Raw genomic sequence first — 15,166 nt, 5'->3', positions numbered from 1 at the left:
ATTTTCTCAACTATGCTAGCAAAAAATACAAACAGCAGAGAAAATCAGAATAAATTAACCAATTAAAAGATATAAGAAAGAACAAGATATAAAAATAATAAATGACTCAAGGTGCGCAATGGCCTGGGACGCACCTTAAAAAAATCTACGCCTGGACAACAATCCCCTGTGTCATGAACGCGTTACGCAGGCGTCGGGCAAATGCCAGCGCATGTTCTCCGTCACCGTGTAGACAAACCGTCTGCGCCTGTACCGACGTCCATTGTCCATCAACGCTGCACACCCGCCCGTTCTGCACCATCTCCAGCGTTTGCGCCAGTGCCTGCGCCTCATCCGTAATCAGCGCACCTGGCTGGCTACGCGGCACCAGTTGTCCATCCGCCTGATAGCCCCGGTCGGCAAATACCTCCTGACGGGTCGCTAACCCCAAACGCTCGCCGGCCCGAATCAGTTCGCTGCCCGCTAGCCCAACCAGAATCAAGGCCGGGCTAATCGCCAGCACCGCTTTAGCTATCGCCTCCGCCAGCACAGCATCTTTCGCCGCCTGGTTATACAACATACCGTGCGGCTTGACGTGACGCAGCGTCCCCCCCTCAGCCTGAACAATGGCCGCCAGCGCGCCTACCTGATACAGCGTCTGGGCGTAAACCGTTTCTGGCGGTAATTGCATTGCCGTGCGGCCGAAATTGTCCCGATCGGGAAAGCTCGGATGCGCCCCCACGGCCACGCCGTTTTTCAATGATTCGCGCACACAGTCAAGCATCGTCCGGGCATCGCCTGCGTGAAAACCGCAGGCAATATTGGCCGAGGAAACCAGCGTCAGCAATTGTGCGTCACTGGCACAGCCTTCGCCGACATCGGCATTAAGATCAATCATCATCGCCAAGCCGCCAGGATAATTGTTGCAGATAGCGCTGCTGGTCATGCCGCGCCTTCAGTGCCTCTTCAAGGCTGCAGCGAACAAAGTGAATGGGCTGCCCAAGTGGGATCTGTGCAAGCTGGAACATATCGGCCTCGATAATACAGGCGATACGCGGGTAGCCGCCGGTGGTCTGGGCATCGTTCATCAGCACAATAGGCTGACCATTGTGCGGCACCTGCACGACACCGGGAACCAAGCCATGAGACAGCAGTTCACGCCCGGCAGCGCGCGTCAACGGCTGTCCGTTCAGGCGATAGCCCATGCGGTTACTCTGCGGGCTTAAGTGCCATGGCGAACGCCAGAAACTCTCCTGCGACACCTCATCAAATTCGTGATATTCCGGACCTGGCAGCGCGCGAATATGGTTACTGGGCAGCAGCGGCTTCACCCCGCGCGGCGCTTTAAACGTCCGCAGCGGATTGCCCAATGGCAGCACATCGCCATCCTGGAGCCGCCGCCCTTCCAGCCCGCCGATACCCACGTTGAGATCGGTACTGCGCGATCCCATTACCGCCGGAACGTCAATGCCTCCCGCGACGGCCAGATAGCTGCGAATGCCGTACTGCGGGCGTTTTAAGGTCAACGTTTGTCCGGCTTTCGCCCAGTGCCGCCAGCCGCTCCACACCGCCTCATCATCAAGCGTCGCTTCGCTACCCGCCCCCGTTAAGGCAAACCAGCCGTCACGGGCAAAGTGAAACGATGCCATGCCGAGGGTAATTTCCAGCGCCGCAGCGTTAGCATCGTTACCCACCAGCAGGTTCGCGGTTATTAGCGCGGGCTTGTCCATCGCACCACCGCGGCTGACGCCGGACTGACGGAGCCCGTCACGCCCACAATCTTGTACCGTGGTGTACATCCCCGCTCGAATCACCTTCAGCATATCCCCTCCTTTTGCGGCACGAAACGCACCGTGTCACCCGGGCGTAGCAAGACAGGTTCTTCACGATTGGGCGAGAACAACGCCAGCGGCGTGCGGCCAATTAACTGCCAGCCGCCTGGCGTCGCCAGCGGATAAATCCCCGTTTGCACACCGCCAATCCCGACCGAACCGGCAGGCACCTGCAATCTGGGCTCCGCGCGGCGCGGCATGGCCAGCTGAGAGGGTAATCCGCCGAGATACGGGAAACCCGGCTGAAAGCCGAGGAACCACACCACATAATCAACCGAGGCATGCAGCTCAACCACCTGTTTAGGCGTCAGGCCGCTAATGCTCGCCACTTCCGGCAGATCCGGGCCGCTATCGCCACCGTACACCACCGGAATATCGATAAGCCGGGACTCGGGTTCCAGCGCTTCGCTCTCTTCCCACCAGCGCTGCAAACGCTCAATCGCATCCAGTGCCTGAGTCTGCGGGTCACGCAATGTGACCGTGATGTTATTCATCCCTGGAATGGCATCCACCACGCCGGGCATTTGCGCGACACGCTGCGCCAAACCCCAGATTCGCTTTTGGGTTGTGAGCGTGACCGGCGGCTCCAGCTCCAGCACCACCGCCGTCTCCCCTAATAGATAACAACGCGCTCGCTGCACTTTATTCCCTCATCATCAGGCCGGGTTGGCGATATCCACAAAGGTCACATCCAGATCGGTTGTCTCATTGAGCCATTCGCTCAGCGCGCGAATACCGCCGCGTTCGGTGGCATGATGGCCGGCTGCATAAAAGTGTAACCCCTGCTCGCGGGCAGAATGAATAGTCTGTTCAGATACTTCACCGGTAATAAACGCATCGACGCCAAAGCGCGCCGCGCTGTCGATAAAGCCCTGACCACCGCCAGTACACCAGGCCACACGCTGAACTTTATCTGGCCCGGTATCCCCACTCCACAGCGGTTTACGTCCCAGACGCGCTTCAATCCACGACGCCAGTTCAAGTCCGGAAACCGGCATAGATAGCTCACCCCAAGGTACCAACGCTTCTATTTCACCCTGGACGTTAATTCCCAGCAGCTGCGCCAACTGGGCGTTATTCCCCAGTTCAGGATGCGCATCCAGCGGCAGGTGCCAGCCATAAAGATTAATATCATTTGCCAGCAGCGCCTTCAGACGATTGCGCTTCATGCCGCGAATGACCGGTGATTCACCTTTCCAGAAATAACCGTGATGCACAATCACCGCATCCGCCTGCTGGCGAATAGCCTCGTCAATCAGTGCCTGACTAGCGGTGACACCGGTGACAATTTTTTGCACCGTCTCACGCCCTTCAACCTGCAGGCCGTTAGGCGCGTAATCGCTAAAGGCGGCGCTGTTGAGTTTTTCATTAATCAGTTGTTCTAGCTCAGTATTTTTCATCATCGCTCCCTTTGCCATTGATGCCGTACTACAGAATAAAATAGCGTCCTGCAGGCGCTACGTCGATACGCAATTCCTCACACTCTCTGCCACGCCGCGTAATTACGCGCAATAAGTGCTTAAACAACACAATTTGACTGTTTTTATGTGACGCAATTAATGTATATTTATGCAACCATACCGCATATTACAAAGATAATACGATTTTCATCGTATGATTACAGTATAGAAACAAAACCTTACGCAGCATGGCTGTGCAAGGTTTCGAGGTCAGATGTGTAATGAATAAATCACAATCTCAGCCGAAGGCGATTTACTACGTCGTCGCTCTGCAAATCTGGGAATACTTCAGCTTCTATGGCATGCGCGCGCTGCTGATCCTGTATCTCACTAATCAGCTGAAATATAACGATACCCACGCTTACGAACTGTTCAGCGCCTACTGCTCTCTGGTTTACGTGACGCCAATCCTCGGCGGCTTCCTGGCAGACAAAGTCCTTGGCAACCGCATGGCGGTGATGCTAGGCGCGCTGCTGATGGTGGTTGGCCATATGGTTCTGGGAGCCAGTGAAATCGCACCGATGTTCCTGTATTTGTCGCTCGCGATTATCGTCTGTGGTTATGGCCTGTTTAAATCTAACGTCAGTTGCCTGCTGGGCGAGCTGTATGAACCTACCGACCCACGTCGCGATGGCGGTTTCTCGCTGATGTACGCTGCGGGTAACGTTGGCTCTATCATTGCGCCTATCGCCTGCGGTTTTGCTCAGGAGCAGTACAGTTGGGCAATGGGCTTCACCCTCGCCGCCGTTGGTATGCTTGCCGGTCTGGTTATCTTCATTAGCGGTCGCCGCCACTTTGCCCACACCCGTGGGGTAAATAAAGAAGTACTGTGTGCAAAGAAATTCCTGATGCCGAACTGGGGCTGGCTGCTGGTGCTGCTGGTAGTTGCGCCGCTGTTTATCACCGTGCTGTTCTGGCAGGAGTGGTCGGTCTACGCGCTGATTGTCGCTTCGATTATCGGTCTGGTGGTATTGGCGAGAATTTATCGTCGCGCCGAAACCGCCGAGCAACGCAAAGATCTGCGTCTGATAATGGTGCTGACCTTCTTCAGCCTGCTGTTCTGGGCGTTCGCCCAGCAGGGTGGTAGCTCTATCAGTCTGTATATTGACCGTTTCGTCAACCGTAACGTGCTGGGCTATGAAGTGCCGACCGCGATGTTCCAGTCGGTTAATGCCTTTGCGGTAATGGCGTGCGGCGTGGTGCTGGCGTGGTTGATTAAAGAGCATGTTACCAGCCATCGCGATCTGCGTATCTGGGGCAAATATGCACTTGGCCTAGGCCTGATGAGCGCAGGGTTCTGCATCCTGACGCTGAGCGCCCGCTGGTCGGCAACCTACGGCCACTCGTCAATGCCGCTGATGCTTCTGGGGCTGTCGGTGATGGGCTTTGCCGAACTGTTTATCGACCCGGTAGCGATGTCGCAAATCACCCGTATTCAGATCCCGGGCGTGACTGGCGTGTTAACGGGTATTTATATGCTGCTCTCTGGTGCGGTGGCGAACTATGTCGCCGGTCTTATTGCCGACCAGACGTCACAGGCCTCTTTCGATGCTGCCGGTGCCGTCGACTACTCCATCAACGCCTACATTGACGTGTTTAGCCAAATCACCTGGGGCTCCGTGGCATGTGTCGCAGCCGTGTTGATTATCTGGCTTTACCACTCGCTCAAAGTCCGCAGCCGTCGCCTGGCCGCTGAGGCTTGATGCAACCACGAGGCCTGATTTTCAGGCCTCGCTTCGTTTTGTCCCTACACCATTGTCTGATGGCGCTGCGCTTATCAGACCTACAAGAGTTATGCCGCGCTATGCTGCGTTGTCGGTCGGATAAGGCAACGCCACCATCCGACAATGTACGCTGTGCCGTCTGATGGCGCTGCGCTTATCAGACCTACAGGATATCCACGATTGGAGGGCGGGCAAGCGTAGCGCCCCCGCCAAAAAAACATTGCGTCAGCAGACTGATTTTTTCGCTGCCTCATAGGCCGCCAACGTCGCGACCCGCGCCTTTGCATGCTCGACTATCGGCTGCGGATAATCGAGCGTCACGCCCTGTTTTTCTGCCCACGTCCACGGCTGGTGAATCGCTTTATCGGGCACCGATTTGAGCTCCGGCAGCCAGTGGCGAATAAATTCACCGCTTTTATCAAAGCGCTCGCCCTGAGTGGTCGGGTTAAAAATGCGGAAATACGGCGCGGCGTCGGTGCCGGTGGATGCGGCCCACTGCCAGCCGCCGTTATTAGCCGCCAGACAACCGTCCACCAGCTGTGACATAAAGTAACGCTCCCCCGCCCGCCAATCGATAAGTAAATCCTTCACCAGGAAGCTGGCGACAATCATCCGCAGGCGGTTGTGCATCCAACCGGTTGCGTTGAGCTGACGCATCGCGGCATCAACTATCGGATAGCCGGTTTTCCCCTCCTGCCAGGCCTTCAGTTCGTCCGGCGCCTCGCGCCAGCGGACGTTATCGGTCCAGTCAATAAACGGGCGATGCTTGCACAAGCGAGGGTAATAGGTCATCAGATGGCGGTAAAATTCGCGCCAGATCAGTTCATTGAGCCAAACGCTGCCCGCGCCGCCATCAAGCGCAGCGGGCTGTTCGGCCAGCAGGCGATGCAAACACTGACGCGGCGACAGCACGCCCACCGCAAGGCAGGCGGATAACCGGCTGGTGCCCTCAATGGCCGGGAAATCACGCTGAGCTTGATACTCCGCCGCCGACTGCTGGCAAAACTTGCGCAGCTGCGCAATCGCCGCGTTTTCATCGGCGGGAAACAGCACGCTATCAAACGGCTGCTGCGGATAATCGAGGGTGATGGCAGGCGTATTATCCACCGCCGGAGCGTTTCTCGGCGCAGGGGCGCGAACGCATTCCGGCAGATGCTCCCGCAAACGCCGCAGCCAGGCATTTTTATACGGCGTAAACACTTTGTACATCTCGTGGTTGCCGGTCATCACTGAACCCGGCGGCAGGATAACGCTGTCATCAAAACCCTGACAAACCGTGTCCGTAAGCGCCCGCTCCACCGCTACATCACGCTGGCGCTCATTGAATTCGTACTGATAGTTGTAAAATAGCTGCGTCACACTGTGCTGCTGACACACCTTTTTTATCGCTTCAACGCTGGCGGCAAAATCATCCACCTGTAGAAAAATCAGCGGGATGTTTTTTTCTGCCAGCGCCTGACGTAGCGCGTTCAACTGCGTGGCAATATAAGCCGCCTGGCGCGGAGCCATATGATGGGTCGCCCACTGTTGCGGAGTGGCAACGTACAGCGCCAGCACCTGGGCATTCGCATCGCGACAGGCGGCGGCAAGGGCAAGATTGTCATGCAGACGTAAATCAGCGCGGAACCAGACCAGATGAGTGGACATACATTTCCTGAATACATTAGTGAATGAATTCAATAGTACACCAAATATTTCATGACGCGCGCGCTCTGCCCGTCGGCGCAACGCGTCTGAGTTCCGGCGCAGAATGCCTATTCTACAGACGAAAAAAAACCGCACCTTCGCAGGCGCGGTTTTGATCGTTTATTTACAGATTAATAGAAGTCGCAGGCTGCTTCTTCGGCCTGCTCCATCCATACCGGCTTATCGCTGGTTTTAGACCAGACGCGGTGCAGATAGCTGTAAAAACGACCGCGATCTTTCCAGAACAACATCACCGGCAGCGCAACAATCCCCGCCACCACGGCGAAAGTGCGGCGCAGCAATACAATGTGTGCAGGATATTTTTTATACAGTTCCATTTTTCTCTCCCCTAAGTTGGCCGGCAATGTACGCCGGAAAATAAAGCTCAGTAATCTGGCTAAAAGAGTACCGCCTTTTGTGTAATTTTACTACTCATCCGACCACTTTTTTATGCTCGTTTCACCTTTATTTACTTTTCTAACGTAATTGAGTTACATGATTGTTAAATTAATACTAGCCATTAGTTAAATTGTGCCTTTTGCCATTTTTATACTTTTTTTACACCCCGCCTTTTTATTTTTGCGAAATCTTTGCACCCGAAATCCTACGCTTAGCGCAATAACTCAAGAGTCCGGAGGTGGATTGTGACTACAGGCGTAATAACCGGCGTGGTGCTGGTGTTCCTGTTACTGGCGTATCTGGTTTATGCCCTTTTAAAGGCGGAGGCCCTGTGATGGCTGCTCAAGGATTTTTACTGGTCGCCAGCTTCCTGCTGGTATTGTTCGTACTCGCCCGCCCGCTCGGCAAAATGCTGGCGGGGATGATCGCTAATACCCCGCTGCCGGGCGTGGCGCGCTGCGAAAATGTTCTGTGGCGTGCGCTGGGTATTTCTGGGCAGGAGATGAGCTGGGGACGCTATGCGGCGGCCATTTTACTGCTCAATCTGTGCGGGCTGCTGGCGCTCTTTGCCCTGCTCATGCTGCAAGGCGTTCTGCCATTTAACCCGCAGCAGTTGCCCGGGCTGTCGTGGCATCTGGCGCTCAATACCGCCGTGAGCTTTGTCAGCAATACCAACTGGCAATCTTACAGCGGTGAAACCACCCTGAGCTATTTGAGCCAGATGGCTGGGCTGACGGTGCAGAACTTCCTCTCCGCCGCCACCGGTATCGCCGTACTGTTTGCGCTGGTACGCGCCTTTGCCCGTCACAGCGTCAACACGCTGGGGAACGCCTGGGTCGACCTCACCCGTATTACGCTGTGGCTGCTGCTGCCGATTTCGCTGCTGCTGGCGCTGTTCTTTATTCAGCAGGGCGCGCTGCAAAACGTTCTGCCCTACCAGCCGTTCACCTCGCTTGAAGGGGTCCATCAGGTGCTGCCGATGGGGCCGGTCGCCTCGCAGGAAGCGATTAAGATGCTGGGGACCAACGGCGGCGGCTTCTTTAACGCTAACTCCTCACACCCGTTTGAAAACCCAACCGCACTGACCAGCTTCGTGCAAATGCTGGCGATCTTCCTGATCCCCGCCGCGCTGTGCTTTGCCTTTGGTGAGGCGGTCGGTGACAACCGCCAGGGCCGCGCCATTCTGTGGGCCATGACGCTGATTTTCATCGTCTGCGTGGCGGTAGTGATGTGGGCAGAGACCCAAGGCAACCCGCACCTGCTCCAGCTGGGTGCTGATAGCAGTATCAATATGGAAGGTAAAGAGAGTCGCTTCGGCATTCTCGCCAGCAGCCTGTACGCGGTAGTCACTACGGCAGCCTCCTGTGGGGCGGTCAACGCTATGCATGACTCGTTCACCGCACTGGGCGGCATGATCCCAATGTGGCTGATGCAGATTGGCGAGGTGGTGTTCGGCGGCGTGGGTTCTGGCCTGTACGGCATGCTGCTGTTTGTCCTGCTGGCGGTGTTTATCGCCGGGCTGATGATTGGCCGCACCCCGGAATACCTCGGTAAGAAAATCGATGTGCCGGAGATGAAGATGACCGCGCTAGCCATTCTGGTGACACCAACCTTGGTGCTGCTCGGCACGGCGCTGGCGATGATGACCGATGCCGGACGCAGCGCGATGGCCAACCCGGGTTCGCACGGATTTAGCGAAGTGCTCTATGCCGTGTCATCGGCGGCAAACAATAACGGCAGCGCCTTTGCCGGGCTGAGCGCCAACACGCCGTTCTGGAACTGCCTGCTGGCGGTGTGCATGTTTGTCGGTCGCTTTGGGGTCATCGTCCCGGTACTGGCGATTGCCGGTTCGCTGGTGACGAAAAAGATCCAGCCCGCCACCCCTGGCACGCTGGCAACGCACGATGCGCTGTTTATCGGCCTGCTGATTGGCACCGTGCTGCTGGTTGGCGCCCTGACCTTTATTCCCGCCCTGGCGATTGGCCCGGTGGCGGAACATCTTTCCCTGTTTTGAGTGATGCGGAGCTATTGGTTATGAGTCGCAAACAACTGGCCCTGTTTGAGCCCTCTTTGGTTCGCCAGGCGCTGATCGACGCCGTGAAGAAACTCAACCCCACCATCCAGTGGCGTAACCCGGTGATGTTTATCGTCTGGCTGGGAAGCGTGCTGACCAGTGGTCTGGTTATCGCCATGGCAATAGGCATCCTGCCCGGCAACGTCTGGTTTAGCGGGGCAATTGCCCTGTGGCTGTGGTTTACCGTGTTGTTCGCCAACTTTGCCGAAGCGATGGCCGAAGGCCGCAGCAAGGCGCAGGCCAACAGCCTGCGCGGGGTGAAGAAAACCGCGTTTGCCCGCAAGCTGCGTGAAGCGCACTACGGCGCGCAGATGGATCACGTTCCGGCAGATGAACTGCGTAAAGGTGATGTGGTGCTGGTGGAAGCCGGTGACATTATCCCCTGCGATGGCGAAGTGATTGAAGGCGGTGCCTCGGTTGATGAGAGCGCAATTACCGGTGAATCCGCGCCGGTTATCCGCGAGTCCGGCGGCGACTTCGCTTCAGTCACCGGCGGGACGCGCATTCTCTCCGACTGGCTGGTCGTACGCTGTAGCGTTAACCCGGGTGAAACCTTCCTTGACCGGATGATAGCCATGGTCGAGGGTGCCCAGCGTCGCAAAACGCCGAACGAAATCGCCCTGACCATTCTGCTGGTGGCCTTAACCATTGTGTTCCTGCTGGCCACCGCCACCATCTGGCCGTTTTCCGCCTGGAGCGGTACGCCAATTAGCGTCACCGTGCTGGTCGCGCTGCTGGTATGCCTGATCCCAACCACCATCGGTGGGCTGCTGTCGGCCATCGGCGTCGCCGGGATGAGCCGCATGCTGGGTGCCAACGTTATCGCCACCAGCGGTCGCGCAGTAGAAGCCGCCGGCGATGTCGACGTTCTGCTGCTCGACAAAACCGGCACCATCACTCTCGGCAACCGCCAGGCTTCGCAGTTCCTGCCCGCCCAGGGCGTGGACGAAAAAACGCTGGCCGACGCCGCGCAGCTCTCTTCGCTGGCGGATGAAACCCCGGAAGGCCGCAGTATTGTCGTGCTGGCGAAACAGCGCTTTAACCTGCGCGAACGCGACGTGCAGGCGCTGCACGCGACCTTCGTACCGTTTACCGCCCAAAGCCGAATGAGCGGGATCAATATCGACAACCGCATGATCCGCAAAGGCTCGGTGGATGCTATTCGTCGTCATATTGAAAGCAACGGCGGCAGCTTCCCGCTCGACGTGGAGCAAAAAGTGGAAAGCGTCGCCAGCCTTGGCGCGACGCCGCTGGTAGTCGCCGAAGGCGCCCGCGTGCTGGGCGTCATTGCCCTCAAAGATATCGTCAAAGGCGGCATTAAAGAACGCTTTGCCCAGTTGCGCAAGATGGGGATTAAGACGGTGATGATCACCGGCGATAACCGCTTAACGGCCGCTGCGATTGCCGCCGAAGCGGGCGTGGATGATTTCCTTGCCGAAGCGACGCCGGAAGCTAAGCTGGCGCTGATCCGTCAGTACCAGTCGGAAGGCCGAATGGTAGCGATGACCGGCGACGGCACCAACGACGCCCCGGCGCTGGCGCAGGCAGACGTCGCGGTAGCGATGAACTCCGGTACTCAGGCGGCGAAAGAAGCCGGCAACATGGTCGACCTCGACTCTAACCCGACCAAGCTGATTGAAGTGGTGCATATCGGTAAACAGATGCTGATGACCCGTGGCTCGTTGACCACCTTCAGTATCGCCAACGACGTGGCGAAGTATTTCGCCATTATTCCGGCGGCGTTTGCCGCCAGTTGGCCGCAGCTGGGCGTGCTAAACATTATGCATCTGCACTCGCCGAACTCGGCCATTCTCAGCGCCGTTATCTTCAATGCGCTGATTATCGTTTTCCTGCTGCCGCTGGCGCTCAAGGGCGTGAGCTATCGCCCGCTGTCGGCTTCGGCAATGCTGCGCCGCAACCTGTGGATTTATGGCGCAGGTGGCCTGGTGGTGCCGTTTATTGGCATTAAAATCATTGATGTGCTGTTAACCCTGTTGGGTTTGGTGTGAGGAAATAACATGTCTGCATTACGTCCTGCCATTGTGATTTTTCTGTTCCTGACGCTGATTACCGGCGGCCTGTATCCGCTGGTGACTACCGCTCTGGGACAATGGTTGTTCCCGACCCAGGCCAACGGTTCGCTGATTTTTGAAAACCACGAGCTACGCGGATCGCGACAGATCGGCCAGAACTATAGCGATCCCAGCTATTTCCAGGGCCGTCCTTCCGCGACCGCTGACATGCCGGATAATCCGATGGCTTCCGGCGGCAGCAATCTGGCCGCCAGCAACCCGGCGCTGGATAAACTGTTCAGCGACCGCATCGCCGCGCTGCACGCAGCTAACCCCGACGCCAGCCGCACGGTACCGGTTGAGCTGGTAACGGCTTCCGCCAGCGGGTTAGATCCGAACCTGACGCCCGCCGCCGCGTTATGGCAGGTGCCGCGCATCGCTAAAGTCCGTAATGTTTCCACCGCCTGGCTCAGAGAACAGGTTGAAGCCGCGACGCATACGCCGCTGCTCGGCTTTCTCGGCCAACCTGTGGTAAATATTAATGAGCTGAATATGGCGCTGGATGCCCACAAGGATAATTGATGATGACCGACGAACCGCTGCGTCCAAACCCGGATCGCCTGCTGGAACATACCGCCGAAGCGCACCGGGGAAAACTGAAAATTTTCTTCGGCGCCTGCGCCGGTGTGGGCAAAACCTGGGCCATGCTGGCGGAAGCGCAGCGTCTTCGTTCACAGGGTCTGGATGTGCTGGCGGGGGTAGTAGAAACCCACGGACGTAAGGAGACAGCGGCGATGCTCAAAGGACTGAGCACGCTACCGCCAAAGCGTACCGCCTACCGCGGGCGCTACGTGCAGGAGTTCGATCTCGATGCCGCCCTCGCCCGCCGCCCGGCTTTGGTGTTAATGGATGAGCTGGCGCACAGCAATGCCCCCGGCTCTCGCCATCCCAAGCGCTGGCAGGATATCGACGAACTGCTGGAAGCCGGGATCGACGTTTTTACCACCGTCAACGTTCAGCATCTGGAAAGCCTGAACGATGTGGTCAGCGGCGTCACCGGCATTCAGGTGCGCGAGACCGTACCCGATCCTTTTTTTGATGCCGCCGATGAAGTGATATTAGTTGACCTTCCCCCGGACGATCTGCGCCAGCGCCTGAACGAAGGCAAGGTGTATCTCGCCGGTCAGGCCGAGCGGGCGATTGAAAACTTCTTCCGCAAAGGCAACCTGATTGCCCTGCGTGAACTGGCGCTGCGCCGGACTGCCGAGCGTGTGGACGATCAAATGCGCGCCTGGCGCGATACCCAGGGCCAGGAAAAAGTCTGGCATACCCACGACGCGATTTTATTGTGTATTGGCCACCACACCGGCAGCGAAAAACTGGTGCGGACCGCCGCCCGTCTGGCTTCGCGGCTAGGCAGCACCTGGCACGCGGTGTACGTCGAAACGCCTACGCTGCACCGCCTGCCTGAACCGCAGCGACGAGCTATTCTCAACGCCCTACGGCTGGCGCAGGAGTTGGGAGCCGAAACGGCAACCCTCTCCGAGCCATCGGAAGAGGCGGCGGTCATCCGTTACGCCCGCGAGCATAATCTCGGCAAGATTGTTATTGGCCGCCAGAAGAAGCGTCACTGGTGGCGCGGCGAACGTTTTGGCGACCGTATTTCCCACCACGCCCCTGAGCTGGATCTGCTGGTGGTAGGCATTGATGAATCGCCGCTCCCGCTACCGGACAACACGCATGACCGGCGGCCCTTTATCGACAAATGGCGCGTGCAAATTCGCGGCTGTCTGGTGGCACTGGGGCTGTGTGCCGCCATTACCTTTATCGCCGCACAGTGGCTGGTGGCCTTCGAAGCGGCAAACCTGGTAATGCTTTATCTGCTGGGCGTGGTGATCGTTGCGCTGTTCTACGGCCGCTGGCCGTCGGTGCTGGCGACGGTGATTAACGTGGTTAGCTTCGACCTGGTATTTGTCGCCCCGCGCGGGACGCTGGCGGTTTCTGACGTCCAGTATCTGCTGACGTTTGGTGTGATGCTGACCGTCGGGCTAGTGATTGGTAATCTGACCGCCGGGGTGCGCTACCAGGCGCGGGTTGCGCGCTATCGCGAGCAGCGCACCCGCCATCTGTATGAAATGTCGAAAACTCTGGCGGTGGGCCGTAACGCCCTCGATATCGCCCACACCTGCGAGCAGTATATCCGCTCCACTTTCCACGCTCGCAGCCAGGTGCTGATGCCGGATGAACACGGCAAACTGACTGCGCTCACCCAGCAAGAAGGGATGACGCCGTGGGATGACGCGATTGCCCACTGGAGTTTTGATAAAGGACTCCCCGCCGGAGCCGGTACCGATACCCTACCCGGCGTGCCCTATCTTATCTTGCCGCTGCGCAGCGCCGACAGCACTCACGGACTTATCGTGGTCGAGCCGCAGAATCTGCGTCAGTTGATGATCCCGGAACAGCAGCGGCTGCTGGAGACCTTTACTCTGCTGGTTGCCAGCGCGCTGGAACGGCTGGCACTCACCGCCAGCGAAGAACAGTCGCGGCTTATCAGCGAGCGCGAAAGCCTGCGTAACTCACTGTTGGCGGCGCTTTCCCATGACCTGCGCACGCCGCTCACCGTGCTGTTTGGCCAGGCGGAAATTCTCACCCTCGATCTCGCCAGCAGCGGTTCCCCGTATGCCCCGCAGGCCAACGAGATTCGCCAGCACGTGCTTAATACCACCCGCCTGGTCAATAACCTGCTGGATATGGCGCGCATTCAGTCCGGTGGGTTTAACCTGAATAAAGAGTGGCTGACGCTGGAAGAAGTGGTCGGCAGCGCGCTGCGAATGCTTGAGCCGGGATTGAACGGCAGGCAGATTAAACTCGCCCTACCCGACCCGCTGATGCTGGTGTTCCTGGACGGCCCGCTGTTCGAACGGGTGCTGATTAATCTGCTGGAGAATGCGGTGAAATATGCGGGAAACGAGGCGGAGATTGGCATCACGGCAACCACCACCCACGACAGCCTGCAACTGGATGTTTGGGACAGCGGCCCGGGGATCCCGAGTGGGCAAGAACAGCAGATCTTCGCCAAGTTCTCCCGTGGTCATAAAGAGTCCGCAATCCCCGGCGTAGGGCTGGGGCTGGCCATCTGTCAGGCGATTGTTGATATTCACGGCGGTACCCTTTCCGCCAGCAACCGGCCGGAAGGCGGCGCCTGTTTTCGTGTTACACTTCCACGAGAGAAACCGCCTGAACTGGAAGAGGCTCCGGAAGATCTGTGACCAGCGTTCTGATTGTTGAAGATGAAGATGCCATCCGCCGTTTTCTGCGCACCGCGCTGGAAGCCGACGCGCTGCGCGTGTATGACGCAGCTACCCTTCAGCGTGGCCTGCTGGAGGCCGCAACGCGCAAACCGGATCTGATTATCCTCGACCTCGGATTGCCCGACGGCGACGGCCTCGATTTTATTCGCGACATTCGCCAGTGGAGCCCGGTGCCGATTATTGTGCTGTCGGCCCGCAGTGAGGAAAGCGATAAAATTGCCGCGCTGGATGCCGGTGCGGATGACTATCTCAGCAAACCGTTCGGTATTGGCGAGCTGCAGGCCCGCCTGCGCGTGGCGCTACGCCGTCATGCGGGCGCTCAACCAAATGAACCCGTCGTCGCCTTCTCCAACATTACCGTTGATCTCGCCGCCCGGCGTATCGTGCGCGGCAGCGAGGAAGTTCATCTCACCCCGATTGAGTTCCGCCTGCTGGCGGTACTGCTCAATAACGTGGGCAAAGTGCTCACCCAACGTCAGCTGCTAAACCAGGTGTGGGGGCCCAATGCGGTGGAACATAGTCACTATTTGCGCATTTATATGGGACATCTGCGACAGAAGCTGGAAATAGATCCCGCGCGCCCACAGCATTTATTAACCGAAACGGGGATTGGCTACCGCTTTATGTTGTGAATATTTATTCATAATAAGTAAAATCTTAATCCTATTATTATCACAACTCTGATA

At 57.7% G+C, this 15,166-nt stretch carries 13 protein-coding genes; 7 read left to right on the top strand and 6 right to left on the bottom strand.

Annotation, left to right across the window (positions count from 1 at the left end):
• Positions 1-145 precede the first annotated feature (145 nt).
• From pxpA to ABOC97_RS04295, 4 genes are read right to left on the bottom strand one after another with little or no spacing between them, the layout of a single operon-like run.
• Positions 146-880, bottom strand: a complete 735-nt coding sequence (pxpA, locus tag ABOC97_RS04310) for a 5-oxoprolinase subunit PxpA (protein ID WP_349594482.1) — start codon at positions 878-880, stop codon at positions 146-148.
• Positions 870-1,802 carry a 5-oxoprolinase subunit PxpC gene (gene pxpC / locus ABOC97_RS04305; protein WP_349594479.1) on the bottom strand — a complete coding sequence of 311 codons (933 nt, stop codon included), beginning with the start codon at positions 1,800-1,802 and terminating at the stop codon, positions 870-872. Before pxpC ends, pxpA begins: the two co-directional genes overlap by 11 nt.
• Positions 1,796-2,452, bottom strand: a complete 657-nt coding sequence (pxpB, locus tag ABOC97_RS04300) for a 5-oxoprolinase subunit PxpB (RefSeq protein WP_349594476.1) — start codon at positions 2,450-2,452, stop codon at positions 1,796-1,798. Before pxpB ends, pxpC begins: the two co-directional genes overlap by 7 nt.
• A gap of 15 nt (positions 2,453-2,467) precedes the next feature.
• Positions 2,468-3,211, bottom strand: a complete 744-nt coding sequence (locus ABOC97_RS04295) for a type 2 GTP cyclohydrolase I (RefSeq protein ID WP_052284848.1) — start codon at positions 3,209-3,211, stop codon at positions 2,468-2,470.
• Between the two features lie 281 nt (positions 3,212-3,492).
• On the opposite strand from ABOC97_RS04295, the gene dtpD reads away from it, so the two are divergent.
• Positions 3,493-4,974, top strand: coding sequence for a dipeptide permease DtpD (gene dtpD / locus ABOC97_RS04290; RefSeq protein ID WP_349594473.1), 1,482 nt, complete (start codon positions 3,493-3,495; stop codon positions 4,972-4,974).
• Positions 4,975-5,220: 246 nt separating this feature from the next.
• Here the strand turns inward: dtpD and phrB are convergent, their stop codons facing one another.
• Both phrB and ABOC97_RS04280 read right to left on the bottom strand, forming a co-directional pair.
• Positions 5,221-6,642, bottom strand: coding sequence for a deoxyribodipyrimidine photo-lyase (gene phrB / locus ABOC97_RS04285; RefSeq protein ID WP_349594471.1), 1,422 nt, complete (start codon positions 6,640-6,642; stop codon positions 5,221-5,223).
• Between the two features lie 170 nt (positions 6,643-6,812).
• A complete protein-coding gene (locus ABOC97_RS04280) occupies positions 6,813-7,019 on the bottom strand; it encodes a YbfA family protein (RefSeq protein WP_234503584.1) in 207 nt (68 codons plus the stop codon).
• A 306-nt stretch (positions 7,020-7,325) separates the two neighbouring features.
• Between ABOC97_RS04280 and kdpF the strand changes: the two genes are divergently transcribed.
• The 6 genes from kdpF to kdpE are packed head-to-tail and all read left to right on the top strand — an operon-like array spanning position 7,326 to position 15,112.
• Positions 7,326-7,415, top strand: a complete 90-nt coding sequence (gene kdpF, locus ABOC97_RS04275; RefSeq protein ID WP_349594468.1) for a K(+)-transporting ATPase subunit F — start codon at positions 7,326-7,328, stop codon at positions 7,413-7,415.
• Positions 7,415-9,094 (top strand): potassium-transporting ATPase subunit KdpA, encoded by a 1,680-nt coding sequence (gene kdpA, locus ABOC97_RS04270; RefSeq protein ID WP_349594465.1) that lies wholly within the window; start codon positions 7,415-7,417, stop codon positions 9,092-9,094. The genes kdpF and kdpA overlap by 1 nt, the downstream gene beginning before the upstream one ends.
• A gap of 20 nt (positions 9,095-9,114) precedes the next feature.
• Positions 9,115-11,163 (top strand): potassium-transporting ATPase subunit KdpB, encoded by a 2,049-nt coding sequence (gene kdpB, locus ABOC97_RS04265; RefSeq protein ID WP_349594463.1) that lies wholly within the window; start codon positions 9,115-9,117, stop codon positions 11,161-11,163.
• Between the two features lie 9 nt (positions 11,164-11,172).
• Complete coding sequence (gene kdpC, locus ABOC97_RS04260) at positions 11,173-11,748, top strand: potassium-transporting ATPase subunit KdpC (protein ID WP_349594460.1); 576 nt, start codon at positions 11,173-11,175, stop codon at positions 11,746-11,748.
• Positions 11,749-11,750: 2 nt separating this feature from the next.
• Positions 11,751-14,438 (top strand): two-component system sensor histidine kinase KdpD, encoded by a 2,688-nt coding sequence (gene kdpD / locus ABOC97_RS04255; protein WP_349594936.1) that lies wholly within the window; start codon positions 11,751-11,753, stop codon positions 14,436-14,438.
• Positions 14,435-15,112 (top strand): two-component system response regulator KdpE, encoded by a 678-nt coding sequence (kdpE, locus tag ABOC97_RS04250; RefSeq protein ID WP_349594457.1) that lies wholly within the window; start codon positions 14,435-14,437, stop codon positions 15,110-15,112. Before kdpD ends, kdpE begins: the two co-directional genes overlap by 4 nt.
• Positions 15,113-15,166: the final 54 nt, after the last annotated feature.

It is taken from the genome of Kluyvera huaxiensis, from assembly GCF_040149365.1.
Taxonomy (GTDB): domain Bacteria; phylum Pseudomonadota; class Gammaproteobacteria; order Enterobacterales; family Enterobacteriaceae; genus Kluyvera; species Kluyvera intermedia_A.
This window is presented reverse-complemented; position numbering and strand designations above follow the sequence as displayed.

Coding starts and splice junctions, on each gene's coding strand:
- pxpA (WP_349594482.1), bottom strand. CDS start 880: ATGATGATTGATCTTAATGCCGATGTCGGCGAAGGCTGTGCCAGTGAC.
- pxpC (WP_349594479.1), bottom strand. CDS start 1,802: ATGCTGAAGGTGATTCGAGCGGGGATGTACACCACGGTACAAGATTGT.
- ABOC97_RS04295 (WP_052284848.1), bottom strand. CDS start 3,211: ATGAAAAATACTGAGCTAGAACAACTGATTAATGAAAAACTCAACAGC.
- dtpD (WP_349594473.1), top strand. CDS start 3,493: ATGAATAAATCACAATCTCAGCCGAAGGCGATTTACTACGTCGTCGCT.
- phrB (WP_349594471.1), bottom strand. CDS start 6,642: ATGTCCACTCATCTGGTCTGGTTCCGCGCTGATTTACGTCTGCATGAC.
- ABOC97_RS04280 (WP_234503584.1), bottom strand. CDS start 7,019: ATGGAACTGTATAAAAAATATCCTGCACACATTGTATTGCTGCGCCGC.
- kdpA (WP_349594465.1), top strand. CDS start 7,415: ATGGCTGCTCAAGGATTTTTACTGGTCGCCAGCTTCCTGCTGGTATTG.
- kdpB (WP_349594463.1), top strand. CDS start 9,115: ATGAGTCGCAAACAACTGGCCCTGTTTGAGCCCTCTTTGGTTCGCCAG.
- kdpC (WP_349594460.1), top strand. CDS start 11,173: ATGTCTGCATTACGTCCTGCCATTGTGATTTTTCTGTTCCTGACGCTG.
- kdpD (WP_349594936.1), top strand. CDS start 11,751: ATGACCGACGAACCGCTGCGTCCAAACCCGGATCGCCTGCTGGAACAT.